23 protein-coding genes are annotated in these 25,691 nt (G+C 67.9%); 13 read left to right on the forward strand and 10 right to left on the reverse strand.

Translation table 11 applies throughout. The features are described from left to right. Window positions 1–117 precede the first annotated feature (117 nt). Complete coding sequence (locus YM304_RS00810) at window positions 118–357, forward strand: thiamine-binding protein (RefSeq protein ID WP_015439723.1); 240 nt, start codon at window positions 118–120, stop codon at window positions 355–357. A gap of 42 nt (window positions 358–399) precedes the next feature. Here YM304_RS00810 and YM304_RS00815 read toward each other — a convergent pair whose 3' ends face one another. Next, window positions 400–1,491 carry a hypothetical protein gene (locus tag YM304_RS00815; protein WP_015439724.1) on the reverse strand — a complete coding sequence of 364 codons (1,092 nt, stop codon included), beginning with the start codon at window positions 1,489–1,491 and terminating at the stop codon, window positions 400–402. Window positions 1,492–1,581: 90 nt separating this feature from the next. On the opposite strand from YM304_RS00815, the gene YM304_RS00820 reads away from it, so the two are divergent. From YM304_RS00820 to YM304_RS00835, 4 genes are all read left to right on the forward strand, one after another. Then, window positions 1,582–2,190, forward strand: a complete 609-nt coding sequence (locus tag YM304_RS00820) for a histidine phosphatase family protein (protein WP_041298564.1) — start codon at window positions 1,582–1,584, stop codon at window positions 2,188–2,190. Between the two features lie 61 nt (window positions 2,191–2,251). Next, window positions 2,252–3,991 (forward strand): N-acyl-D-amino-acid deacylase family protein, encoded by a 1,740-nt coding sequence (locus YM304_RS00825; RefSeq protein ID WP_015439726.1) that lies wholly within the window; start codon window positions 2,252–2,254, stop codon window positions 3,989–3,991. Window positions 3,992–4,090: 99 nt separating this feature from the next. Next, a complete protein-coding gene (locus YM304_RS00830; protein WP_015439727.1) occupies window positions 4,091–4,444 on the forward strand; it encodes a Lin0512 family protein in 354 nt (117 codons plus the stop codon). 6 nt (window positions 4,445–4,450) lie between these two features. Beyond that, complete coding sequence (locus YM304_RS00835; RefSeq protein ID WP_015439728.1) at window positions 4,451–5,260, forward strand: alpha/beta hydrolase; 810 nt, start codon at window positions 4,451–4,453, stop codon at window positions 5,258–5,260. 92 nt (window positions 5,261–5,352) lie between these two features. Here YM304_RS00835 and YM304_RS00840 read toward each other — a convergent pair whose 3' ends face one another. The 5 genes from YM304_RS00840 to YM304_RS00860 all read right to left on the reverse strand — a co-directional run bounded on the left by YM304_RS00840 (window position 5,353) and on the right by YM304_RS00860 (window position 11,473). Further along, window positions 5,353–5,901: a YceI family protein gene (locus tag YM304_RS00840; protein ID WP_015439729.1), complete on the reverse strand. Its 549-nt coding sequence runs from the start codon at window positions 5,899–5,901 to the stop codon at window positions 5,353–5,355. A 209-nt stretch (window positions 5,902–6,110) separates the two neighbouring features. Next, window positions 6,111–7,934: a choice-of-anchor I family protein gene (locus YM304_RS00845; RefSeq protein WP_015439730.1), complete on the reverse strand. Its 1,824-nt coding sequence runs from the start codon at window positions 7,932–7,934 to the stop codon at window positions 6,111–6,113. Between the two features lie 163 nt (window positions 7,935–8,097). Continuing rightward, the gene (locus tag YM304_RS21640) at window positions 8,098–9,264 is read right to left on the reverse strand and encodes an SRPBCC family protein (protein WP_015439731.1); all 1,167 of its coding nucleotides are present in this window, start codon (window positions 9,262–9,264) and stop codon (window positions 8,098–8,100) included. 140 nt (window positions 9,265–9,404) lie between these two features. Beyond that, complete coding sequence (ctlX, locus tag YM304_RS00855; RefSeq protein WP_015439732.1) at window positions 9,405–10,352, reverse strand: citrulline utilization hydrolase CtlX; 948 nt, start codon at window positions 10,350–10,352, stop codon at window positions 9,405–9,407. Then, window positions 10,352–11,473, reverse strand: a complete 1,122-nt coding sequence (locus YM304_RS00860; RefSeq protein WP_015439733.1) for an ornithine cyclodeaminase — start codon at window positions 11,471–11,473, stop codon at window positions 10,352–10,354. Before YM304_RS00860 ends, ctlX begins: the two co-directional genes overlap by 1 nt. Window positions 11,474–11,576: 103 nt before the next feature. On the opposite strand from YM304_RS00860, the gene YM304_RS00865 reads away from it, so the two are divergent. Next, window positions 11,577–12,008 (forward strand): Lrp/AsnC family transcriptional regulator, encoded by a 432-nt coding sequence (locus YM304_RS00865; RefSeq protein WP_015439734.1) that lies wholly within the window; start codon window positions 11,577–11,579, stop codon window positions 12,006–12,008. A gap of 35 nt (window positions 12,009–12,043) precedes the next feature. On the opposite strand, the gene YM304_RS00870 is transcribed toward YM304_RS00865, so the two are convergent. Beyond that, window positions 12,044–15,361 carry a bifunctional proline dehydrogenase/L-glutamate gamma-semialdehyde dehydrogenase gene (locus YM304_RS00870; RefSeq protein ID WP_015439735.1) on the reverse strand — a complete coding sequence of 1,106 codons (3,318 nt, stop codon included), beginning with the start codon at window positions 15,359–15,361 and terminating at the stop codon, window positions 12,044–12,046. A 123-nt stretch (window positions 15,362–15,484) separates the two neighbouring features. Between YM304_RS00870 and YM304_RS24985 the strand changes: the two genes are divergently transcribed. The 4 genes from YM304_RS24985 to YM304_RS24470 all read left to right on the forward strand — a co-directional run bounded on the left by YM304_RS24985 (window position 15,485) and on the right by YM304_RS24470 (window position 18,540). Beyond that, on the forward strand, window positions 15,485–16,195 hold the full coding sequence (locus YM304_RS24985) for an AraC family transcriptional regulator (protein ID WP_162142009.1): 711 nt from the start codon (window positions 15,485–15,487) through the stop codon (window positions 16,193–16,195). Between the two features lie 61 nt (window positions 16,196–16,256). After that, window positions 16,257–16,742, forward strand: coding sequence for a pyridoxamine 5'-phosphate oxidase family protein (locus tag YM304_RS00880; protein ID WP_162142010.1), 486 nt, complete (start codon window positions 16,257–16,259; stop codon window positions 16,740–16,742). Continuing rightward, on the forward strand, window positions 16,739–18,049 hold the full coding sequence (locus YM304_RS00885; protein ID WP_015439738.1) for an MFS transporter: 1,311 nt from the start codon (window positions 16,739–16,741) through the stop codon (window positions 18,047–18,049). Before YM304_RS00880 ends, YM304_RS00885 begins: the two co-directional genes overlap by 4 nt. Then, entirely contained in the window at window positions 18,046–18,540 is a 495-nt protein-coding gene (locus YM304_RS24470) for a nuclear transport factor 2 family protein (RefSeq protein ID WP_015439739.1), read from the forward strand. Before YM304_RS00885 ends, YM304_RS24470 begins: the two co-directional genes overlap by 4 nt. Before the next feature lie 57 nt (window positions 18,541–18,597). On the opposite strand, the gene YM304_RS24990 is transcribed toward YM304_RS24470, so the two are convergent. Beyond that, window positions 18,598–19,347: an SDR family NAD(P)-dependent oxidoreductase gene (locus YM304_RS24990; protein WP_015439740.1), complete on the reverse strand. Its 750-nt coding sequence runs from the start codon at window positions 19,345–19,347 to the stop codon at window positions 18,598–18,600. A gap of 172 nt (window positions 19,348–19,519) precedes the next feature. Between YM304_RS24990 and YM304_RS00900 the strand changes: the two genes are divergently transcribed. Continuing rightward, window positions 19,520–20,926: a serine hydrolase domain-containing protein gene (locus tag YM304_RS00900; RefSeq protein ID WP_015439741.1), complete on the forward strand. Its 1,407-nt coding sequence runs from the start codon at window positions 19,520–19,522 to the stop codon at window positions 20,924–20,926. Window positions 20,927–20,981: 55 nt separating this feature from the next. After that, window positions 20,982–22,205, forward strand: coding sequence for an acetyl-CoA C-acetyltransferase (locus YM304_RS00905; RefSeq protein WP_015439742.1), 1,224 nt, complete (start codon window positions 20,982–20,984; stop codon window positions 22,203–22,205). 140 nt (window positions 22,206–22,345) lie between these two features. Here the strand turns inward: YM304_RS00905 and YM304_RS00910 are convergent, their stop codons facing one another. Beyond that, window positions 22,346–23,569, reverse strand: a complete 1,224-nt coding sequence (locus tag YM304_RS00910; RefSeq protein ID WP_015439743.1) for an MFS transporter — start codon at window positions 23,567–23,569, stop codon at window positions 22,346–22,348. Between the two features lie 97 nt (window positions 23,570–23,666). Between YM304_RS00910 and YM304_RS00915 the strand changes: the two genes are divergently transcribed. Beyond that, entirely contained in the window at window positions 23,667–25,010 is a 1,344-nt protein-coding gene (locus YM304_RS00915; RefSeq protein ID WP_015439744.1) for a serine hydrolase domain-containing protein, read from the forward strand. Window positions 25,011–25,050: 40 nt separating this feature from the next. Here the strand turns inward: YM304_RS00915 and YM304_RS00920 are convergent, their stop codons facing one another. Next, the gene (locus YM304_RS00920) at window positions 25,051–25,566 is read right to left on the reverse strand and encodes a hypothetical protein (protein ID WP_015439745.1); all 516 of its coding nucleotides are present in this window, start codon (window positions 25,564–25,566) and stop codon (window positions 25,051–25,053) included. Window positions 25,567–25,691: the final 125 nt, after the last annotated feature.

Raw genomic sequence — 25,691 nt, forward strand, 5'->3', positions numbered from 1 at the left:
CTTAACAAAACGTCAAGCAACTCGGGACCTCGAACAGGCCGTGAATCCCGTCACGCCCCGCCCCGCCCGGACGCTTTGTCTCAGAGACAAACCGTCCGGTGGGCGTAGTCTGGGCGGGTGAGCAACGCCCGTCTCGAAGTCCTGGTCGAGCCGTTCAAGGAGAACGAGCCCGGTCCGCACGTCGACGCCGCTGTCGCCGCGATCGAGGCCGCTGGCCTCACCGCCGACATGGGTCCGTTCGCCACCACGGCCGAAGGCGATGTCGACGCGGTGGTCGCAGCAGCATCGACACTGTTGCGTGCCAGCCTCGACGCCGGCGCCACCGCCATCCAGTTCCGCCTCGAACGCTGCGACTGAACGCCGGCGCGGCTCGCGCTCGGGGTCGGCGTCCCGGAAGGGCTACTCGTAGTAGCCGACGATGTCGAGGATGAAGTCGGCGCTGCCGTTGCCACCGCAGAACACGCGCTGCAATCGGTCGCCGTCGACCTTCACGGTGCTGCCGTTGTTGACCGACTCGTCGGCGACTCCCCAGTTGAGGCTCGCCGCGGTGACCTCGGCGACGCCCGACGGTGCGATGAACAAGAACCCGCTCCCCGTCGTGTTGGTGACGGCGAGGTTGTAGGCGACCGCGGTGACGCCGACCGGAATCGCGCCGACATCGATGACGGTTCCCGTGCGGACGTCGCGTGCGTCGGCGATCGAGACCAGTCGCTGATCGCCCGAGCGGATCGGCCCCTCGGCGGTGAACCGACTGTCGTACACCCTCGTCGGAGCGATCGGGACGAACGCACCGGCCGTCCGGAACCCACTGATGCGTCGCCACTCCCCGGGCGTGCCCCGGTCGACGCAATACCAGAGTTCGCCGTTGGTGTCGGCGACGAGTTCGCCGGGGGTGTGCTCTTTCGTGTCGCTGCGCGGGTCGTCGAGCAGCGGCCGCACCCAGATGTTGGACCGGGGCGCCTGCTTGCCGGGCACGGTCTGGGGATACGCGACCAACGCATGACCGCTCTCGACGCTGGTGGTCGACGTCTCGGTGTGACCGACCACGCCGTTGTAGACGTCGGAGCCGGTGGCGAACCCGCCGATCGCGGCCTCGATGTCGATCTCCTTCGGCTCGTCGGCCACGGAGAGGACGCTCGTGTTGGGTTGCGTGGTTCCGCCGAAGAGCAACGTCGCTTCCGTCGCGGAGTTCTGGGCCCCGGCGACGAGGGCGTCGCCGTCGGCGGCAGCGACGGGCCGAGCGATGAGCGGCGCAGCGATCGCGGCTCCCGCTGCGGTCGCGCCGAGTCGCTGCAGCATCTTGCGGCGGCTCGACGAGATCTCGGTGGCGGCGGCCGTTGGCGCTCGGTCGGGGACGTCTCGGTGCTCGTCGAAACCGTCGACACGACGTCGAAGCGACTCGATCTCTCGGCGCTGTTCGACGAGCAGTGCGAGGAGTTGCTCGGTCGTCGGCTCGGTGGTGGTGCGGGTGGGATCAGTTGTCGGTTCCACATGTTGGGACTGCCCGGCGTGGGCGCCGTTCAAACGCGCGCCGGCCCCGATCCGAGCGACGAACCGCCCTGCGGTGCGAGGATGATGCCCATGAGCTCGGCGCAACTCCTCGTCATCCGACACGGCCAGACCGAGTGGTCACGGATGGGGAAACACACCGGGCGCACCGACATCCCGCTGACCGACGTCGGACGCGACGAAGCCCGAGCCGCGTCACGCACGTTGGCCGGGTGGAACCTCGAACGGGCGTACAGCAGCCCGCTGATCCGAGCACGCGAAACCGCCGAGCTGGTTCGGCCTGCGTGCGGCCTCGAGATCGACGACCGCCTCGTCGAATGGGATTACGGCGTGTACGAAGGCGAGACCACGCCAGAGTCGCGCGAGCGCATTCCCGACTGGTCGGTGTGGACCCACGAGATCATCGACGGTGAGTCGGTCGACGAGGTCGGCGCTCGCGCCGATGCGTTCATCGAGCGCTTCGACGCCGAGGTCCCCGACGGCAACGGTGTCGTCTTCGCGCACGGTCACTTCCTCGCGATCCTCATCGCTCGGTGGTGTGGCCTGCCAGCGGTCGAAGGTCGCCGGTTTGCGCTCGCCACGGCAACGGTGAGCCTGCTCGGCAGCCACCGCGAAGACCGCGTGATCCGGGCGCTCAACCATCGCTGCGGCGACGCCCTCGACCCGCCCTCGCGCACCTGACCGGAGTTGGTTACGTCGCTCCGGGAGCGATGTCATCAACTCGCTACGCGAGACTGGCGGCATGCATGATCTCGTGATCCGCAACGGCCGACTCGTCGACGGAACCGGTGCCGCGCCGGCCGATGGGATGAGCGTCGCGGTCGACGGCAACGTCATCACCGCCGTCGCGCCCGATGCCGAAGTCGGCCCCGGAACACGAGAGATCGACGCGCAGGGCAAGATCATCACGCCAGGCTTCGTCGACATCCACACGCACTACGACGGCCAGGCCACCTGGGACAGCGAGCTCGAACCATCGACCCCGCACGGCGTCACCACCGTCGTGATGGGCAACTGTGGCGTCGGTTTCGCCCCGGCCAAGCCTGACGAGCACGACTTCCTGATCGAGCTGATGGAAGGTGTCGAAGACATCCCGGGTGCCGCGTTGAGCGAAGGCATCTCATGGAACTGGGAGAGCTTCCCCGAGTACCTCGACGAACTCGAACGCGGTGAGTACGCCGCCGACATCGCGGCGATGATCGCCCACGGTCCGCTGCGCGCGTACGTCATGGGCAAGCGTGGCGCCGACAACGAACCGGCCACGTCCGACGACATCGCCGAGATGGCGCAACTCGTCAACGAGGCCGTCGAGGCCGGCGCGATGGGCTTCTCCACGAGTCGCACGATCGGGCACCGCGCGATGAACGGCGAACCCGTGCCGGGCACGTTCGCGGCCGAAGACGAGTTGTTCACGATCGGGCGCGCGATGGCGCGCGCCGGCAAGGGCGTCTTCGAAGTGGCACCCGCCGGGCTCGGCGGCGAAGACCTCGTCGCACCCAAGAAGGAGATCGACTGGATCTGCCGTCTGGCCGACGACATCGGCCGACCGGTCACGTGGCTGATGCTGCAGAACATGGTCGAGCCCGACGAGTGGAAAGAGCTCATGGAGCGCTCGCAGGAAGCGCAGGACGCCGGCCATCAGGTGATCCCGCAGGTGGCCGGCCGTCCGTTCGGCATCCTCATCGGCCTGTCGACCAAGCACCGCTTCAAAGACATGCCGTCGTTCGCACCGTTGCGCGACCTCTCGTTCGCCGAACAGGCGGAAGCAATGGGTGACCCCGAGTTGAAGGCGCGTCTCATCGCCGAGTCGACCCAGGTGATGGAGAGCATCAAGGACTCCCAGCCGATGGCGTACCAGGTGGTCAGTTCGTACGAGCGCCAGTACCTGCTCGGCGATCCGGTCGACTACGAGCCCACCCCCGATCGCAGCATCGCCGCGCTGGCCGAGCAGCACGGCGTCGAGCCGATCGAGGAACTGTACGAACGCCTCCGTGACCGTGAAGGCCGAGCGCTGATGATGATGCCGTTCCTCGGCTACGCGCACGGCAACGGCGACGCGCTCCATGAGATGCTCACCCATCCGGCGGCCGTGCTCGGCTTGGCCGATGGCGGCGCTCACGCCAACTTCATCTGCGACGCGTCGACGCCGACCTGGATGCTGACCCACTGGGTGCGTGACCGCGAGCGGGGCCCGCGTCTGCCGCTCGAACACGTCATCAAGAAGATGACCGCCGACACCGCTGCGTTGTTCGGCTTCACCGATCGCGGCGTGGTCGAGGTCGGCAAGCGCGCCGACCTCAACGTGATCGACTTCGACAACCTGCAGCTTCGCGAACCACACCTCGTCGCCGACCTTCCGGCCGGCGGTACTCGGCTGCTCCAGGCCGCCGAGGGCTACACCGCCACGATCGTCGGCGGCCAGGTGACCCGCGAGAACGACGCCTTCACCGGCGCCCGCCCCGGCCGCCTCGTCCGCAGCTGAGTCTCGCTAGATCGTTCGTCGCCGGCCGGCACGACGGTCGGCGACCGGCCGCGACGACCGAGGAGATGGGGCGGCAGGTGCGTGGTTAGTGTCGGCGCCATGGCGTTGGTGCGTTGGGTGACCGAGATGGGCATGGGCGTCGACGTCCATGGCGGCGACTACACGAAGGCGGCGCGTCGAGCGGTGTCGGATGCGATCCGGCACAGCAGCCTCAACTTCTTCGACGCCGCCGGCAAGACGCCACACGACATGCAGATCGAAGCGATCATCGCGGTGAATGATCCCGACGCGCTCGACATCGAGGCGATCGCCGCAGAGCTTCCGTACGGAACGGTCACCGTGTCGCCTCGCTCGGGCGGCGTCGACGTGCCCGGCCCCACACGCGCCGACGGGACCCACGACCTGATGGTCGTCGCCAACGCGGTGATCCTCGTGAGCTTCCCGGAGGACTGATCGGGCATGGCGGTCGTGACGCTGAACGGCATCGACATCCACCACGAGGTGTACGGCGATGTCGGCGACCCGTGGGTGCTCAACATCGGTGGGAGCGGCGGCGATCTACGTCGCACCTTCCCGGATCGGTCTCCGCTCAACAAACACTTCCGAGTCGTCCACTACGACCAGCGCGGCCTCGGCCAGACGACCTCGCCGGTGACCGACTACACGATGGCCGACTACGCCGACGATGCCGCCGCGCTCATCGCGGAGGTGGCCGGTTCGCCGTGCCACGTGGTCGGGACGAGTTTCGGTGGCATGGTCGCGTTGAACCTCGCGGTTCGGCACCCGCACCTCGTCGACAAGCTCGTGCTGCTGTGCACCTCGCCGGGCGGCGACCACCCGTCGTACCCGCTGCACGAACTCGCCGCGATGGACGTCGACCAGTCGTTCCCGATCCGAATGCGGAACATGGACACTCGGTGGGATCCCGACGCCGACGATCCGATTCCCGGACTCGGCGTCGTGTACGACATCGTCGCCGAGCAAGCGCGGAACCCGGCGACGGGTGCTGAGGCCGACGGCGCACGTCGACAGTTGGAGGCTCGCAGCCACCACGACGTGGTCGATCAACTCGGCACGATCGGGCACGACACGTTGATCTGCGCTGGCCGTTTCGACGGAACGGCCCCGCTCGCCAACGCCGAGTTCACGGCCGAACGTATGCCCTCGGCTCGTCTCGAGGTCTTCGACGGTGGACACCTGTTGATGTTCCAGGATCGCCGAGTGTTCCCGACCGTCATCGAGTTCCTCCAGGGCTCGCCCACGACGTGACACGGCCCCGGTGACGAATCACCGGGGCCGTGTCAGACCGATTGCTCGGCCGGGGGAAAGGGTGTGTCGAGTTGCGTCGAGCGACGTCGTCGTCAGGCGGGGGCGACGACCTGGACGTCGAGTTCGAGTGCGACGTTGTCGGAGATCATCACCTTGTCGCCGCCGAGCGGCATGTTGAACTCGATGCCGAAGTCCTTGCGTGACAGCGACCCGGTCGCCGAGAAACCGGCCCGGGTGGACTGGTCGGCGGGGTTCGGCGACGTGCCGAAGAACTCGACGTCGAGCTCGACCGGCTGCGTGTGACCGTTGAGGGTGAGGTCGCCGGTCATCGTGTAGTTCTCGCCGTCGCCGGTGATCGCGGTGGAGGTGAAGGTCATCTTCGGGTTGGTCTCGGTGTTGAAGAAATCGCTCGACTGGAGGTGCCCGTCGCGGTCGGTGTTGCCGGTGGCGACCGAGGCGAGACCGATCTCGGTGCTGACGGTGCTCGATGCCAGATCGTCACCGACGACGAGGGCGCCGCTGACGTCGTCGAAGCGTCCACGGACCTTCGACAGACCGAGGTGGCGGACGGTGAAGCCGACCGTCGTGTGAGCGGGGTCGATGGTCCAGGTGCCGGCGGTGAGGGGAAGATTGGTTGTCATGTCAATCATTCTACGTGCATTAGTTGCGACCACAACAAATGACTGAGTGTCACCGGTCACGCCCCCTCGCGACGACATCTGGCCTGGGCAGAAATCATCCTCTGGCGACGACATTTGGCCTGGGCAGAAATCATCCCCTCGCGACGACATTTGGCCTGGGCAGAAATCGTCGCGTCCGGCCGCCGATTCCTCGGCGGCCGGACGACGGGTCAGAGTGAGCGGCGGCGGCTGGCGGCGAGCACGCCGGTGCCGCCGAGGACGAGCGCCAGTGCGGCGAGCGCCAGGTTGCCGGTCGAATCCTGCGAGCCCGTGGCGGGAAGCTCGCGAGTCGGGACCACCGTCGTCGTGGCCGGCACCGTCGTCGTGGCCGGCACCGTCGTGGTGGGTTCGACCGTCGTCGCCGGTGCCACGGTGGTGGTCGGGGCCGCGGTCGTGGGCGGCACGGTCGTGGTGGTCGGCGCCGTCTGCACGTCGATGCCGATCAGCCGGCTCGTACCGCTGACCTCGAACGACACGGCGAGCATCGGTTCGCCGGTCGGGCTGTCGGCGGCGCTGATGAATGCAATGCCTTCGGGAGCGACGTCGCCGCCACCGGTCACCAGAGCCTCTGCTCCGTCGGGCACGGTCTCGGCGGTGTTGACGTAGTCGATGAACTCGGGAGCGGTGGGGTCGGAGATGTCGTACATCATCACGCCCCCCGAACGCTCGAGGCCGATGAAGGCGAACGTGCGGCCCTCGACGACTCCGACCGCCAACGCTTCGGGCTCGGGACCCTTGTCGTCGCTGCGTCCGTCGGTCTCGTCCTCGTCGAGGTTGAAGAAGTCGGTGCCGACGAGCTGCTGTTCGAAATCGTCGCCGCTGTCGAACACGATCGTTCCGTCGGTGGTGCGGATCGTGAACGATCGAGCACCGTAGGCGTAGACCTGCTCGACTTCGTCGTCACCGTTGAGTTGCGTCGGGAATGCCGTGGTCGTCTTGAGGCGGCCGAGGTTCTCCTCGTCGCCATCGGTGGCGGCGTACGGCGGCGAGGCGAGATCGAAGTCCTCGACTCGCGCTTCCTCCGAGTAGCAGTCGTAGTCGCGTGCGTCGCCTTCGTTGGCCGACACGGTGTAGATCGTGCCGTCGATCTCGACTGCGGCGATCGCGTCGGGCTGATACATGCCCAACACGTTCCAGGTGGCGATCGCTTCGGCGTCGTCTCGGTTCGACGGGTCGATTCCGTTGCCGTCGATCGAGTGGTCCTTGAAGCCGAGCGGCACCAGGTCGGTCACCGTTGCCGTCGCGATGTCGACGACCGCGATGGCGTTGTTCTCCTGCAGCGTGACGTGGGCGGTCGTGCCGTCGGGCGTGATCGCGACGTACTCGGGCTCGAGGTCCTGCGACACCGACGATCCGGGGAAGAAGATGCGAATGCCCTCGGCGGCGAGCGCCGCCTCGGTGCCGTCGAACGCATTGAAGTCGGCGGTGGCGACCGAATCGTTGGTCGTGTCGATGACCGAGATCGTGCCTTCGGGGTCGACGTCGAGCACCGATTCGTCGTCGTCGGTGCACACCGGCTCGGCCTCGTTGGCCACGACGATGTAGCGCCCGTCGGGCGTGAACGCGATCGAGTCGGGAAGCACGCCGACCGTGTAGCTGGTGTCGAACACACCCGCCGTGCTGAACAGCACGACCGTGCCCGCCCCGGCGCCGTCGGCGTGCTTGACCGCTGCGGCGATGACGCCGTCACCGACCGCGACGCTCTGGATGCCGTCGCCGTACGACGACACGTCGAGCTGGGTGACCAGCGACGGAGCCGACGGGTCGGAGATGTCGATGACGTCGATCGTCTGGTCGGCGCCGTTGGTGGTGAACAACCGATCGGTCGCCGGGTCGAAGGCGATGATCTCGGAGCCGCCCTCCTCACCGGTGTCGTAGACGCCGAGTGGGGTCAGCCCTTCCTCGTCGGTCTGTGCGGACGCGCCCAGCGAGAGCACTCCGAGCGTTGCGGTGGACGCCGTGACGGCGGTGGCGGCGAGATGTCGAATTTTCACAGTCGAGACCTGACCACGAGGATGTGGACGTCAACTGACGACCGGTTGAACGACGGTCGAGCGCAACGTGAACATCACCTGAACCACGCCGGCCGTGCCACCTGCACCGCGTCGAGGCGCGCTCGGCCCGACCGGCAGTGGCCGCCGCGGCGTCGGGCTCCGATCAGTTCTCGGCGGCGGACTTGATGCCGGCGACCACGGCGTTCATGTTGTCGCGGAGACCCGACATGCGTCCGGTGATCCCCTGGGCGGCACGATCGGGATTGCTCTCGACGAAGCGCTTCAAGCCCGACGGGCCGGGCCCGATGACCACGCTGTGACGGAGCCGGGTGGAGCCGGCGAGCGGTTCGAGTTCGTAGCGCCAGGTGGCGCCGGGATCGTCGGGGCTGACGGTCGACCAGGCGAAGCATCGGTCGGCCTCGTACTCGACGACGTGGCAGGTCACGTCCCACTCGCCCATGTAGGAGTTCTCGTTCGATCCGGTGAACGTCGCGCCCACCTCGGGTTCTCCGTCGACGTCCCACGCGGCTCGTTGGAGTTCGCGGCTGAACTTGGCGGCGAAGTTCACGTCGGTCACGTACTGCCAGATCTCGTGTGGCGGGGCATCGATGTCGATCTCGACGACGGTTCCAGGGCCGTCGAGCAGTGACGGTGGGTTGCTCGGACCGCTCGCCCACGTGTGGCCGTATCGGTCGATGAACGCGATCTCGCGGGCGGGCCGTCGCGGTGCGGGGCGGAAGTCGGTTCCGATCGTCCACGCCACGGGGATCATCGCGATCGGCGTGTTGTCGGCCGGTATCCCGAGGAGATCGCTCAGTTCGTCGCCTCGTTCGAGGATCGCGGTCGTCCAGGTCGTGCCGAGGCCGCGGGCGCGCAGCGCCACGCAGAGGCTCCACGCGGACTGGATGACCGAGTCGAAGAGCCCGGGTCGGCCGCTTCCGTCGTGGAGGCCGATGATCGTCGGGATCACGATCGCCGGAACCTCGGCCAGATGTTCGGCGAGATGCGCTGCTGAGGCCATGACCCTCTCCCGCGGGTGGCCGGTGCCGGCGAGCCGGTCGCGGGTGTCGATCATCCACTCGCCGCCCGACGCCAGGTAGAGGTCGGCGAGCCGGGCCTTGAGTTCGGGGTCGCGGACGATCACCCAGCGACGGCTGCTCTGGTCGCCGCCGGTCGGGGCCTGCTCGGCGATGTCGATGCAGTCGAAGATGATGTCGTCGTCGACCGGGCGCTCGAGGTCGAGGCGGCGCCGAACCGCTCGGGTGGTGGTGAGCGCGTGGTCGACCGCCGCGGCGTCGAGCGGGGGACTGGCGTGCTGATCGGCGCTCATCTCCAGATCTTCGCAGGCGTGACGAGCATTGCGCGCCGATCTGGCGTCGGCCGCGAGGCGCGCCCGGCGACGTCGATGCTGATCCTGCCGCTCGACCTCGACGACTCGTTCCGTCTCGCCTGCGAGTCGTAGCGCGATCGTCAGGCGGCGTGAACGGCGACGGCAGCGGCTCGACGGGGAAGGTGGATGCCCGCGAGCATGCAGCGCATCGATCCGCCGGCCAGTTCGATGGTGGGGAGATCGACGGCGACGATCCGTGACGAGGCTTCGATTCGCGCGACCTGGTCGTCGGTGAGCGATCGGCGGGCCCGGCCCGACATCGCGGTGATCGATCCGTGACGTCCGGTCAACTCGAACGCGTTGCCGGCGAACTCTCCGAGTTGGGCGTTGCTGAGGGCGATCACGTCGCGGCCGGACTCGGTGAGTCGTTCGACGATCTCGTCGCGTCGTCGGCGGTCGCTGATCGTGTCGAGTCCGATCAACGCGAACGACGTGCCCACCGTCATCAAGACGTTGGTGTGGTAGATCGGAACGCCCGAGTCGTCGATGGCGTCGAAGGCCATCGGCTCGAACCCGAAGTTGGTGCAGAACCGTTCGAGGATGATCGGGTCGGCTCGATGCGACCGGGCGACGTACGCGACTCGGTCGAGGTGATCGAGTACCATCGCGCCCGTTCCCTCCAGAAAGAGGTCGTCGTGCTCGAGGCCGGAGTAGTCGATCACGTCTTGGACGCGAAACTCCGACTTGAGCATGTCGATCACGTCGTACCGGCGTTCGAGGCGACGGTTCGGAGTGCACATGGGGTACACGGCGACGTGTCCGCCGTGATGGGTCGAGAACCAGTTGTTCGGAAACACGCTGTCGGGTGTGGCGGTACCGGCGTCTTCGAAGAGGTGGACGTCGATGCCTTCGTGGCGAAGCGCGTCGACCACCGCGGTCACTTCGTCGAAGGCGAGCGCGGCGACCCGATCGGCGCGGAGATCGGCGGGCACGTCGGCCTGGAACACGTTGTCGACGACGGTTTCGACGTTCGGGGTGAAGTGGTGCGGCCGGACCATCACCACCACGGACGGCGCCTGGAGCGACATCAGGACCCTGCGAGCGGGACGAGTTGGCGGAGCTGGTCGATCGCGGCTCCAGCAACATCGGAGGTATCGGTGGCCAGCGTGGAGCCGAGCAGTTCACCGAAGAGGTTCTTCGGGTCGGCGGGCTCGGCGACGAGGTCGATCTCGTCGTAGTAGTCGGTGCCCGTGATCGACTCGTTGAGGAACCGGAGCGCGCAGAAGTCCTCGATCGCGAAGCCGACGGAGTCGAACACGGTGAGCTCGTCGTCGGACTGTCGGCCGGGACGTTCGCCGGTGAGCACCTGCCACAGTTCGGTGATCGGCCAGTCGTGCGGGAGGAACTGGATCTCGCCTTCGATGAACGACTGCTCGGGGAACTCGACGAACGTCGACGCGCGCTTCACCAACTCGATGTCGAGCTCGGTCTTGCCGGGGCAGTCGCCGCCGATGGCGTTGATGTGGAGCCCGCGGCGTGGACCGCGCGACGCCTCGGTGCTGCGGACCATCTCGTCGGTCAAGACGGTGGCGTTTCGCTTGTCGGCGGTGCAGGTGGTGACGATGTGCGCGCCGGTGATCGCCTCCTCGGCGCTGCGGCAGATCGTGACGTCGAAGCCCAGCGCCGTCGCATTGCGCTCGAACTTGGTCATGGCCGCAGGATCGGTGTCGAACACGCGCAGCGTCTCGATGCCGAGGTTGGCGCGGAACGCGAGCGCCTGGAACTCGCTCTGCGCCCCCGAACCGATCATGCCCATCACGGACGCGTGTGCAGGGGCGAGCACCTTGGCGGCCATCGCGGAGGTGGCAGCGGTGCGCAGCGCGGTGAGCAGCGTCATCTCCGACAGCATGAGCGGGTAGCCGGTGTCGACGTCGGCGAGTGCGCCGAACGCGGTCACCGTCTGCAGGCCGCGGGTCGAGTTGATGGGGTGGCCGTTGACGAACTTGAAGCCGTAGGTCTCGCCGTCGCTCGTCGGCATCAGTTCGATCACGCCGTGTTCGGAATGGCTGGCGACCCGTGGGGTCTTGTCGAACACGGGCCAGCGGCGGAAGTCGTGTTCCATCGCCGCGACCAGGTCGCGCAGGATGTTCTCGATGCCGGTGTCGGCAGCCCAGCGGGCCAGGTTGTGCACGTTCACGAATCGGACCATGCCTCGACCGTACGACTGGGCGATGTGTCGCCTCAAGCGGCAGATAGTGAGAAGTGTGGTCGCTGGATGCGCAATCTGTGCAGTCGGATCATACGATGTGTGCATGACGGAGCTCGACGAGACCGATCGTCGGTTGATCGCACTGCTGCGCGCCGACGGGCGTGCGCCGGTCACCACGTTGGCACGGCAACTCGGCGTCACGCGGGCCACGGTCAACAGCCGCCTCGAGCGGCTGATCGATTCGGGCCTGGTGCTCGGTTTCACCGTGCGCGTCCGCGAAGACCACGGCGACGACGACGTGCGCGCCGTGTCGCTCATCGAGGTCAACGGCCGCAACACCACCGACGTCATCAAGCAGTTGCGCGGGATGCCCGAACTCCAGTCGCTGCACACCACCAACGGAGGCTGGGACCTCGTCGCCGAGATCCGCTGCGGTTCGCTGCGCGAGTTCGACGACGTGCTCCGGCAGATCCGCACCTGCGACGGCGTCATCAACTCCGAGACCAGCCTGCTCCTCAACTCCGTCATGCGCTGACCCGTCATCCGGTGTCAGACACCCGATGACGCACGTCAGCGGAGGAGGCGGCCGTGGCGGTGCATCGTGCGGCTGATCGACTGTTCTCTCATCCAGTGTTGGAGTTCGAGGTGGCCGTCGCTCACGGGAGGTGTCTCGTCGACGGCGATGTTGACGTCGTGGAGGATTCGGCGAGCCGCATCGTCGAGCGACGTGACGAGACGGACCCGGTCGACACCGCTGCGAGCAGCGCGCCGAGCGAAGTCGCCGTCGGACTCGGCGGCGACGTTCGACTCCACGAGTTCGACGCCGGCGATCTGGGCGGCGAGCCGCAGGAGTGCGAGCGAAGCGTCGTCGGATCCGTCGTGGCGGACCGCGACACGATCGAGTGGACGGTGTCGCAGCACGTTCGATTCGACGGAGAGACCGCTCGCATCGATCGGCGTGGTGAACGTGTCGGACCACGCCGCCTCGAACGAACCGCGAGCCGTGGCGAGCGTCGAGTCACCTCCCGACACCCGCGCGAACTGTGCGACGTAGCCGGGGCCACCGGCCTTCGCGCCACCGCCGACGACCGATCGCTTCCACCCGCCGAACGGTTGGCGCTGGACGATGGCACCGGTGATGTGACGGTTGATGTAGGCGTTGCCGATCTCGACGTGCTCCAGCCAGTGGTCGATCTCGGCGTCGTCGAGCGAGTGGATGCCACCGGTGAGTCCGAAGGCGGTCGCGTTCTGAAGGCGGAGCGCATGGTCGAGGTCGTCGGCGCGCATGATGCCGAGCACGGGGCCGAAGCACTCGGTGCGGTGGAACCACGATCCCTCGGTCACGCCGAGTCGTACGCCGGGGGTCCAGAGGCGACCGTCCTCGTCGGGGTCGAGGCACGTCGGTTCGACCAGCCACGATTCGCCGCGGTCGAGACGGGTGAGCGCTCGTTCGAGCGGCTCGTTCGGTCGCTGGACGAGCGGCCCCATCATCGAGGCCGGGTCGGTCGCCGGGCCGACGCGCAGACTCGCAACGGCGTCGCGCAGCCGCTGGCGGAACGACGGGTCGTCGTACAACTCGCCGACCACGATGCCGAGGCTCGCCGCCGAACACTTCTGACCGGCATGTCCGAACGCCGAGCGCACGAGATCGGCGATGGCCTGGTCGAGGTCGGCCGACGGCGTGATGACCAGCGCGTCCTTGCCGCTCGTCTCGGCGAACAAGCGCATCGACGGCTTCCAGCCGAGGAACATCGCCGCTGTGTCGTAGGCACCGGTGAGTACGACGGTGTCGACGTCGTCGTGCGTGACGAGTCGCGTCCCCACCGGCCCGTCGTCGCACACGACGAGTTGCAGCACGTCGCGAGGAACGCCGGCGCGCCAGAACTGCTCCGCGATCCACGCACCGACCTCGACGGCCTCGGGCGCCGGCTTGAGGATGACGCTGTTGCCCGCCGCGATCGCGGCCGCGACACCACCGGTCGGGATCGCGTACGGGAAGTTCCACGGTCCGATCACGGTGATCACGCCGCGACCCGACACGTCGAAACCGTCGGTTCGTGCGGCGTCGAGCGCGGCCCGGCCGTCGGTGGCGTAGTAGCGGCAGAAGTCGATCGCCTCGGCGATCTCCGGGTCGGCTTCGTGCGCCGTCTTCGACACGGCGTGGGCGAGGAGCCCGACGGTCTGGAAGCGCTCCGTTGCCATCAGATCGGTCACACCGAGGAGCCAACTCCGGCGGGTGTCGGGGTCGGCGTCGCCGCGTTCGAAGGCGGCTACCGCCGCGCTGACGATCTCGTCGATCTGCTGCTCACTCTCGATCCGGTCGAACGTCGGCGTGGGCGGCGCGGCCACCGCCGCCGCGACAGCGGCCCGCGTGGCGCCATCGGTGAAGTCCGACTCCGCCTCGTTCGCGAACCCAACCTGGTTATTTCCATCCCGGATGGAAATAACCAGGTTGGGGGAGCGGCGGCGGGATCTGCTGACGGTGTGGCGGGCCTCGACGGCGGCGCGGAAGCGAGCAACCTCCTGGTCGAACAGGGGCGAGTCGGGGACGAGGGTGAACAGTGACCGCAGGAAGTTCTCGGGTTGCGTGTTCTCGTCGAGTCGACGTGTGAGATAGGCGATGCTGGCGTCGAAGTCGTCGTCGGCGACCACCGGGGCGTACATCAGCAGCCCGCCGGCCAACTCCTCGACCGAGCGAGCCTGCGACGGTGCCATGCCTTCGAGCATCTCGAACTCGATGCGGTCGAGCGCACCGCGTTCGCGACCGATCACGAACGCCCAGGCGATGTCGAAGAGGTTGTGGCTGGCGAGCCCGATGCGCAACGCGTCGCTCCACTCGTCGCGCAATGCCGAATCGAGCATCGCTTTGTAGCTGGCGTCGACGTCGGCCTTGGTCGGATAGGGAGCCGCCGTCCACCCGTGGATCTCGGCTTCGGCGTGCTCCATCGCCAGGTTCGCGCCTTTGACGAGACGGACCTTGATGTGGCCGCCTCCCTGCTCGCGACGCGAGGCCACCCAGGCGCCGAGGCGTTGAAGTGCGTCGTGCGAATCAGGAAGGTACGCCTGCAGCACGATGCCGGCATCGAGCGACCGGAACTCGGGCTCGTCGAGCACTCGCATGAACGACTGCAACGTCAGTTCGAGGTCGCGGTACTCCTCCATGTCGAGGTTGACGAACGTGGTCGGTGTCGCCGCGGACGCGCGTCGATAGAGCGTGCGCAGTCGCTCGCAGATCCGCTCCACGGAGTGGTCGAAGGCCAGCGCGTCGAGGTTCGCGACGATCGCCGAGACCTTCACCGACACGTACGTCACGTCGGGTCGTTCGATGCGTTCGATCACCGCGCGCATCCGCTCGTCGGCCTCGGCGTCGGAAAGGATCGCCTCACCCAGCGGGTTGACGTTGAGACGCACGCCATCGCCGCTGCGCCGCTTCACGTGATTCGCGAACGCCGGGTCGTCGGCGGGAAGCACGATGCCACGCGTCTCGTGCTTGATCCGTTTCACCACGATCGGCATCACGATCTTCGGCAGCAACGGCGCGACGATCGCGCCGGCGCGCATCATCAGCCGGTCGAGTGGGCCGATCGCCGTCGTCGGATGCTGCTCGATCACGTCGGCGAACTTCGCAGCGGCCCGTGCCGGGGAGTCGATCCGCATGACCTGATCGGTCAGCGCGAAGATCATCTCGCGGCCGTTCGGGTCGTCGAGCAGCGAACCGAGTCGAGCCTGGCGCCGCCGCTCCGATCGGGTGGCACCAGCCAGGCTGGTGGTGAGCAACTCGCGGGCGAGCCCGATGGCCTGTGCAGCGAGTCGCTCGTCGTCGGTCTGGGCGGCCGTGGCGGCGGAGGCGGCGGAGAAGTCGGCGTCGTCGAGAACCAGGTCGCTCATGCATCCATGAAACGCTGTGACCGGCCCCGGGGTCTTGTACGGATTCGACCGGCCGTCGGGCGAATTCGTACCAGCCGACCGAACGTGCCCGAGGGCGTGATCGCCGTGTGCTCAGATACGACGGTGATCGACCGTTCGCTCGAAGCCGTGACCGACGTGCTCGCCACCACGCCCGGCGTCATGTTCAGCGTCAAGGAACCATCGGGTTCGTACGTGTCGGCGAATCAGGCGTTCGCCGATCGCGCCGGGGTCACCGGACCGGGCGACGTGATCGGCAAGACCGCTCACGACCTGTTCCCAGCCGAGCTCGCCGACCAGTACACCGCGCAAGACGCTCGGGTGCTCGAGACCGGTCACATGCTGACCAACGAACTCGAGTCGATCACGCGGCCCGACGGAACGATCGGATGGTTTCTCACCTCGAAGTCGCGGTGGGTCGACGACGCGGGTGAGGCGGTCGGCCTGGTGTCGGTGTCGGTCGATCTCCGCACGCCGGTCGATGCCGCCGCGCCGCATGCGCAACTCGCCGCGGCCGTCGACGTCGCCCGCCGCCGCTACGTCGAACAGGTACCGGTCGCCGACCTCGCGGCTGCCGCCGACATGTCGGTCGCGCAGTTGGAACGGGTGTCTCGTCGACTGCTCGGACTCTCACCGAAGCAACTCATCATGCGATTCCGGCTGGAGGAGGCGCTGCGGTTGATCACCGACACCGACCTCCCGATCGCCGACGTGGCGTCGGCGTGCGGCTACTACGACCAGAGCGCGTTCGGCCGGCACTTCCGGCGCGTCGTCGGATCGTCACCGGCTGCCTACCGCTCGGCGCATCGCACCTGACCCGCACCGTCCGGTCACACTCGGGAAGGCCGTCGCGGCGAGACTGTCGTACATGCCCGGCATGACCGACAGCGAGCTCACGACGTTCCTCGACGAGCCGGGCCATCTCCTGCGCCTCGGCACCAACGGCACCGACGGGCTGCCACGGGTGGTGCCGATCTGGTTCATCCATCACGAAGGAGCGATCTGGTTCACGCCGCGTGCCAAGTCGGCGTGGCTCGGCGATCTCCGAGCCGACCCGGCGGTGTGCGCGACGATCGACGAGACGGCGAGCCCGATGCGCAAGCTCATCGCTCGCGGCCGCGCCGAACTCGTCCACGACCTCGGTGCCGACGACATCTGGCGAGACATGTACCGCGACATCGCCTGCCGCTACACACCCGAGCGGTTCGCCGACGCCTACATCACCGACACGATCGACGAACCGCGGGCGCTGTTCCGACTGACGCTCGCCGATGCCGACGTGTCGACCTGGCGGATGCCATTGGTCGACCAGGGTGAGAACCCGCTCGCCGTGTGGGGCAAGCAGTACTACCACCGATCATGACCACCACGCCCGCCGACGAACCCGACGACGCAGCGGACCGCGAGGCGACGGGCGGGCGCGTGATGACGGCGACGACGTTGCCGTTCCTGGTCGGCGGCTTCCTCGGACCGGTCGGCACGATGAGCGTGATCTCGATCTACCCCGAGTTGCGCGACACCTTCGACGCCTCGACGAGCGCGGTCAACTGGTCGCTGAGTGGCTATTTGCTCCCGATGGCGTTGTTCATGCTCGTGTCGGGGACGATCGGTGAGCGCTACGGGCGGCGTCGCGTCACCCGGATCACGTTCATCGGCTACGCGATCGCCTCGGTGCTGTGCGTGCTCGCACCGAATCTCGGTGTGTTCATCACGGCCAGGGTGATGCAGGGCGTGTTCAACGCGTTCATCACGCCGCTCCTCATCGCCGGGCTGACCGAGCAGGTCGACCCGTCGCGCCTCGGTCGGGCGGTCGGCATCTACGCCGGATTCCAGGCCGCCGGTGGCGCCGCGGCACCGTTCATCAGCGGCGTCGCCGCGACCGTCAACTGGCGGTGGACCTACGTGATCATCGGTGCGGTGGCCATCGGGCTCGCCACGCGCCCGCCGAGCGGCGAGCCGCGCCCCGCGGCGTCGGCGCCGCCGATCCGCCCGCTGCTCACCAAGCGCATGGCATCGCTCTGGCTGTCGGCGCTGTCGGCCGCCGCCGGCCCGATCGGCATCGGGGTGCTCGTCGGCGTGCACCTCCGCGACGGTCTGGGAGTGAGCTCGGCCACCACCGGTGTGATCCTGCTCGCTGCCGGCGTCACCGCGATCGTGCTCAGCCCGACCTCGGGCCACCTCATCGACTCATGGGGCCCGCGGCGAGCAGCGTTGGTGTCGGCGGCGAGCGTCACGGTGCTCACCGTTCCGCTCGGCCTGATCGGTGCGGCGTGGGGTCTCGCCGTGGCGTGGATCATCGTCGCCGGACCGGTCGCCTTCGTCCCGGTCAACCTGCAACACCTGGCGGCTGTCGCCGTGCCCGACAATCGAGGTGGCGCGCTCTCGTCGGTGTTGTCGTTCCGCTTCTTCGGGCACGCCCTCGGCCCGGTCATCTGGGTCCCGCTGCTCGCCGACGACCCGGGCTGGGCGTTCGCCGGCGCCGGACTTCTCGGCCTGATCACCATGGGCGCGCTCGCCGTCGCCACCCGCTCCGATCCCGACGGCGTCGGCGCTCCGCCGGCCGATGTCCCCACGCCGTCGATCGCCCACCCGACCACGCCCACGGTGATCCGACCCACCACCGCGGCGCCCAGTTCTCCATCCACCAACCCGACCGAGGAGTCGACATGACCGACGCACGCCAACAGATCCACGACGCACTGCTCTCGTACTGCAGAGGCATCGACCGCCTCCGCCCCGACGACGTGAGCGCCGGATTCCACGACGGCGCCACCCTCGACGGCTACGGCGCCGGACCGATGACGATCGAAGACTTCGCCTCGTACGCGACCGTCGCGCTCGGCAAACGCTTCACGGCGACGCAGCACCGCATCACGAACACCCGTATCGAGTTCGGCGACGGCGATGCGACCGCGCTGGTGGAGACGTACGTCGAGGCCAGCCACGTGGAGCCGGCCACCGACGACACACCGCAGCGGCTGCACCTGTTCGCCGGTCGCTACATCGACCGCTGCGAGCCGGATGCCGACGGCGTGTGGAAGATCGCGTCACGGACGCTGCGCAACGACTGGAGTCGCGTCGACACGATCAGCGAGCCGATGAGCGGGTCGTACGTGCCCAGCGGTCGCGGCGAGACGCCCGATCCGTTGTTCGACGCCTGATCCCGTCCGGTTCTCCTGGCTGGGTTTCGCGTGGCTTCGCCGCCCGCGGGTTGCGAGTCAAGAGAGATGGAATCCGCCGTCGACGTGCAGGAGTTCGCCGGTGATGAACGCCGCTCGATCGCTCACCAGGAAGGCGACCGCCTCGGCGATCTGCGACGGCTCGGCGACCTCGCCGAGCGGCAGCCCCTTCGCCACGAACGCGCGCCGTTCCGGGTCGACCAGACCGTTCATCTCGGTCGCAGCGAGCGGTGAGAGCGAGTTGACGCGCACGCCGAACCGGCCGAGCTCGCGAGCGGCGGTCTGGGTGATCGCGTGGAGTCCGCCCTTGCTCGCCGCGTAGGCGGCCTGACCGGCGTTGCCGCGCTCGCCCGACGTCGAGGTGAGGTTGACCACCGCCCCGCCGGTGCCCTGCTCCTTGAACACCCGCGTCGCGGCACGGATGACGGCGAACGGCGCCGTCAGGTTGGCGGCGAGCGTGTCGTTCCACCGCTCGTCGGTCACGCCGGTGATGAAGTTGTCGAGCGCGACCCCGGCGTTGTTGACCACGATGTCGATGCGCCCCGCAGCCTCGACCACGTCGGCGACGAGACGGTCGCCGACCGTTGCCGAGGTCATCTTGGCGGCGATCGGAATCGACCCCGGAATCTCGGCGGCGGTCGCCGCGCAACCCTCCTCGGTGCGGCCGTGGATGACGACGGTGGCGCCTGCTGCCGCCAGTCGTTCGGCGATCGCTCGACCGATGCCTCTCGTCGAGCCGGTCACCAGTGCGACCTTCGAATCGAGTCGGTCGGACGCTGTCTCAGGCATTCCGTCGACCGTACTTTCGGCAGGCCTCCCAGTTCGATTTCGACGAGCGTGGCGCGTGGCACCAGCTGACCGACCCGATCGGGTCGCGACGGGTACGTTCAATCCACCGGCGCGTTCTGCCGATGTCTCCTTCGCCATGCTCGTGAGTTCCGCCACCCGTCGACGTCGCTCGATGCGCCTGTCCGCGCTCGCTGTCGTCGTCGCTGTCGTGGTCGGGGCCTGCGGTTCGGCCGCCGACGTGCCCGTTCCGGGCGCCGCTCCGACGTCGACGATCGGTGACACGGGATCCGACCGAGCGGTGTTCGTCGAGGTCCGGACCACCGACGACAGCGACGCACCGGCCACGTCCCCCGGGCGGGTCGAGCTCGGTGATCCGACGCCGTCGACGATCAGCCCGACGGCCGACACGGTGGCGAGCGTTTCGACCGTGGTGTCGGAGATCGTCGAGGCCGGTTCCGATGCCGTGATCGACGCGCTGCCCACCACCATCCCGGTCGTGGCGCCGGTGCCGGTGGTTCCGGTCGTGTCGGGCTGGCCCGCCTTCGACCAGCACCTCATGACCATCCTCGACGACGGTTCCTCCGCCGTCTCGGCCACCGTGCTCCGCAACGGGGAGGTCGTCCACGAAGTCGCCATCGGCGAGCGCACCAGCGCCGGTGACCCCGTCGAGATCGGCGATCGATATCGAATCGCCAGCATCAGCAAGCTGATCACGTCGATCACCGTGTTGCAGCTGGTCGAAGCCGGGGCGATCGGCATCGACGACGTCGTCGGGCCACGTCTCGCCGCGCTCGTCGGTGTCACGTCACCGAGCGCAGGCGTCGAGTCGATCACCGTCCGACACCTGCTCACCCACCGGTCGGGCATCGCCCAGTACGAGAACCTGATGTTCCGACGACAGGTCGAATCGTGCGCGGAGGCGGGAGCCACCGGACTCTCGCGCGGACTCGAACGAGCGCCCGGCACCACCTACCGCTACAGCAACCTCAACTTCTGCCTGCTCGGATTGCTCATCGAAGACGTCACCGGTGACGACTACGAAGCGGTCGTCGATCGCGAGTTGCTCGACCCGCTCGGCATCGACGGCATGCGACTCGCCAGCACGTTCGACGTCGGTGACGGCGACGTCGAACACGACTCCGACGACGGCCGCAACTACATGGAGGTGCTCGATGCCGCCGGTTCCTGGATCGCCTCGCCGACCGACATCGCTCGCATCACCGACTCGCTCGACCTGACCACCCCGGGTTGGAAGCCACTTGGGCCGGCCGCCCACGCCGAGATGATGACCATCACCGTCGACCCTCCCGTTCCACCCGAGCCGGTCACCGACCCCGGCACGACGACGACCACCACGATCGTCCCGCCACCGCCCACCCGGGGCTACGGCATGGGGCTGATGATCTTCGGCAGCGGCTCGTTCGGCCACACCGGCACGCTCGAGAGCACGAGCGCGATGACCGTGCGGCAACCCGACGGACTCACGTGGGCGATCACGGTGAGCGGCGACTTCCCCGGCTCCGGCCGGAACCTGGCGCCGATCGTGGCCGAGGCCTTCCGCTACGCCGGCGACGTGTGAGGCGGCGGCGACTCCCATTCTCTTCGCGCGACGCGCGCGTCGTAACGTCGTGGACATGTCTGACGCACTCATCATCGACGCCTGCCGCACACCCCGCGGAATCGGAAAGCAGGGCAAAGGTTCGCTCGCGCACCTCCACCCGCAGCATGTTGCTTCCACCGTGCTCAAGGCGCTCGTCGAGCGCAACGGGTTCGACACCGCCGACGTCGACGACGTCGTGTGGGGCACCAGCTCGCAAGTGGGTGAGCAAGGCGGCGACCTCGGCCGCATGGCCGCCCTCGACGCCGGATACGACATCACCGCCAGCGGCGCCACGCTCGACCGCTTCTGTGGCTCGGGCATCACGACCGCCAACTACGCCGCGCACGCCGTCATGGCCGGCATGGAAGACCTCGTCGTGTCGGGCGGTACCGAGATGATGTCGATGCCGAAGAAGGGCATGCTGCCGATGGGCGCGAACAACATGCACCTGCAGGAGATCCACCCGCAGTCGCACCAGGGCGTGTGCGCCGACGCCATCGCCACCATCGAAGGCATCTCGCGCGAAACCCTCGACGCGCACGCCGCCGAATCGCAGCGTCGCGCCGACATCGCCATCAAGGAAGGGCGCTTCGACAAGTCGCTCATCCCGGTGATGAACCTCGACGGCTCGATCGCCCTCGACCACGAAGAGTTCCCCCGTCCGAGCACGACCGTCGAATCGCTGGCCCAGCTCGCACCGAGCTTCCCGGCCATCGCCGACTACCGCCACACCGAGGACGCCAAGACCTTCCGCGAGCTCATCAACCAGAAGTACCCCGACGTCGACATCCAGCACGTCCACCATGCCGGCAACTCGTCCGGCGTCGTCGACGGCGCCGCCGCGATCCTCTTTGCCAGCGCCGACTACGCCAAGGCACACGGCCTCACACCGCGAGCCCGCGTGGTCGCCACCGCCAACATGGGCGACGACCCGACGCTCATGCTCAACGCTCCGGTGCCCGCCGCCCGCAAGGTCCTCGAACGCGCCGGCATGACCCTCGACGACATCGACCTCTTCGAGATCAACGAAGCGTTCGCCGTCGTGTCGGAGAAGTTCCAGCGCGACCTCGACCTCGACCGATCCAAGGTCAACGTCAACGGCGGCGCCATGGCGCTCGGTCACCCGATCGGTGCAACCGGCGCCATCCTCATCGGCACCGTGCTCGACGAGTTGGAGCGCACCGACAAGCAGGTCGGCCTCATCACCATGTGCGCCGGCGGCGGCATGGCTCCCGCCATCATCATCGAACGCGTCTGAGCGGGGCCAGCTTTCCGTCTCGCTGCGTCAACCGAGCGGCTCGTGTACCCACGTACACGTCGCCGCCGGTTTCCTTGCGAGACGAAAACCGTGATGCCCGCTCAGCGAGCTGACTCCGCGGGCGGCGACGTGAGCTCGGGTCAGTTGGTGGCGGTCGATTCGGGGATCCAGCGGGTGGCGACGAGCCCGGCCACGAAGAGGACACCGGCCACGCCGGCGAGCGCCCACACCGAGATCTCGCTCGTCGACAACAGCGTCACCGTGCCGAACGCGGCGATACCGACCACCCCACCGAAGAACGAACGAACACTGGTGACCGTGGCGCGCGTCGACTGCGGGAGCCGCTCCTGGAAGCGGGCATCACTGATGGCCCAGGTCATCTCCTGCGCCGCGTAGCCGACACCGACGAGCAGCAACGGCCACATCGACGTACTCAGCGCCGCCGCGCCCAATGCGAGAGCGCCGACGCACATGCTCACGCCGACGGCGCGCCCACTCACGCGTGGCCGCCGCGCGACGAACTCGTTGCCGACGACGAGTCCGACGAAGATGACGGCGAAGAAGATCGGGATCACGGCATCGTCGGCGCCACGCTCGTCGGCGAGGATCGGAACGTAGTCGTCGAACAGATACAGCCCTTCGAGCACCGCACCCAGCGCGATCAAACGAAGCGCCACCGGCGTCGACCACGCGTACCGCACCCCATCACGAAGCGTCGTTCGCCACGCCTCGAATGCACCGCGCTCGTCGTCGTGGCCCGCGTCGTCATCGTCGGCGACCCAGCGAACGTCCGGCAGCGTGAGTACCAACCCGATCGACACCGCGTGCACGGCGACCGTGATCCAACCGAGCTGGACGATCGTCGCGCCGATCGCGACCAACCCGGTCGCCACGAGCGCACCGAGCGTGATGCCGATCGCGCTGAACTGTTCCATCCTCGCCATCGTGCGGGCGTAGGAACCGGCCTGGTCGACGGCGGTGAGTTGGTCGTGGATCATCGCCTCCCAGGCGCCGCTCGCGAGCGACTGGTGGACCGACCACAGCGCAGCGCCGACCACCACCCCGGCGAACGACGGTTCGATCAGCCACACCGAGATGCCCACGGCGCGGAGCACGAACGCGAACGCCAGCAGTGTGCGTCGGTCGACGAGGTCGGCGATCGCACCGCTCGGCACCTCGAACGCCACCTCGATCGCGGCCCACAGGAGGAACACGGTCGAGATCTGGCCGGTCGTGATCCCGTTGTCGAGGAACAGCACGGTGTAGAGCGCGTAGAGCGGGCCGAACTCGTCGACGAACCCCAACCCGTAGAGCCGTCGCCGAAGCGGACCGGCGTGATCGTCGACGGTGGAGTCGCTGCTCATCGTGTGCCCCTCTCGCGGACCGTAGTCGGCCGAGCCGTCGCCATCGCCTGCACGTTTCCGGTCCGGCGGCGCCACCGGGCCACAGTAGGTTCGAGGCATGACATCGCTTCGTCGAATCGCCGCCCTCGCATCGTGTGCGACGTTGATGCTGGCGGCATGCGCCGGATCCGATGCCGACTCGCAGCCGACCGACTCGGCTGCGCCACCGGCGACCGAAGCACCGGAGCCGCCGGCGACCGAAGCGCCCGAGCCAGAGCCAGAACCCGAGCCGGAACCAGAACCAGAACCGGAGCCGGAACCAGAACCGGAGCCGGAGCCGGAGCCGGAGCCTGAACCCGAGACCGACGATGACGGGTTCGACGAGGACGATGCCGCCGCCGTGGCCACCGGTGGTGACGGCGATGCGCCCGACGGTGCGGACTTCTCGGCGATCGATCCGATCGTGCAGGCGTTCGTCGACGAGCGCGGTCTCAACGGCGCCGGCCTCATCGTGGTGAGCGCCGACGACGGCGTGCTCTACGAAGACCACTGGGGGGAGTTCGACGCCGACCGGATCTCCCTCGTGGCGTCATCGAGCAAGATGATCACCGCCGGGGTGCTCGCACGCCTCCACGACGACGGGTTGCTCGACATCGACGCACCCGTCGCCGACGTCGTCGACTGGGGTGCCGGCAACCCCGACATCACGCCGGCACAACTCGTGTCGAACAGCTCCGGACTCATCGGCCTGCTGCAAGACGTCGGCTACCCGCCCTACATCTGCCAGTACGTCGCCGACGGAACGCTGCAGGAGTGCGCCGAGCAGATCTTCACCAACACCGACGACGACGCCGCGATCCTCCCGCCCGACACCGCCTTCCACTACGGCGGAGCGCAGTGGCAGGTGGCCGGTGCCGTCGCCGAGGTCGCGTCCGGCAAGTCGTGGGACCAACTCATCGACGAGATCTACGTGCAACCGTGTGAGCTCGAGACGCTCGCCTTCAACAACCACTTCACGCAGATCGGAACGGGTGGCTTCGACTACCCGACGGCGTTCAACGGTGACCCGTCGACGCTGGCACCCACCGACAATCCGAACATGGAAGGCGGCGCCTACGTCACCACCGGCGACTACGGCAAGTTGCTGTTGATGCACCTACGCGGTGGCATGTGTGGCGACGAGCAGGTGCTGTCGCAGAACGCGCTCGACATGATGCACGCCGACCGGATCGCCGAGGCGTACGACGGCGACGCCTACGACGAAGCCACCGGCTACGGCATGGGGTGGTGGGTCGACCGCGAGTCCGGCTACATCAGCGACGGCGGTGCCTACGGGTCGGTGCCGTGGCTCGACCTCGACGACGGCTACGGCGCCTACCTCGTCATCGAGGCCGACTCGCCGACCGGCAACGAACTCGCCAGTCAGCTCTACGACATCGTCGAAGCCGCCGTCACCACCTGACCGACCGTGTTCCCTCGGACCTCGACCGAGGGGCCGACGGTCAGAGCGAGGCAGCGGCGCGAGCGATCGCGTCGTTGAAGCGCTGCACGAGTTCGGCGGGATCACCACCGCCCTTGAAGATGTCGAGCGGCACCGACGAACCGTCGGCCATGTACAACGTCATCTTGCCGATGAGCTTTCCCTTCTGCGCTTCGATCCCGGCGAAGTCGGTCAGCGGATAGGTGACCAGGAGATCCTTCGGCGCTCCCGCCAGCACGCCGAACGAATGAACGAGCACCCGTCGATCGGTGAGCGTGAAGTAGCACTTCGCCGACGGGAAGTCGGCAGCCATGCCGCCAGCAGCTTCGAGCTCGGCCCGTTGCTCGTTGGTGAACTTGGCGGTGCGACGATCCATCACGACCTTCGCCGTCGACCCCAGCTGTGCGAACGCCCCCGCTGCTACCGCCTGGCGCAGCGCTTGACCGGCCGGCTGGATGATGCGCGCGTCGAGCACCTGCTCGCCCGGCTCCAGGTCGTGGCCTGCCTTCTTCGTGACTTTCTTGATGAGGTCGATCATGGGCTCCGTGCTACACGACGACCGCCAGCGCAGCGTCAACCGGCCGACGCTCTCCCGGTTGTTTCTTTTCGACCCGGTCCGAAGGAAACAAGCGGATGTTTCTTTTCGACCGGGTCCGAGGGAAA

Source organism: Ilumatobacter coccineus YM16-304 (assembly GCF_000348785.1).
Lineage (GTDB): Bacteria > Actinomycetota > Acidimicrobiia > Acidimicrobiales > Ilumatobacteraceae > Ilumatobacter_A > Ilumatobacter_A coccineus.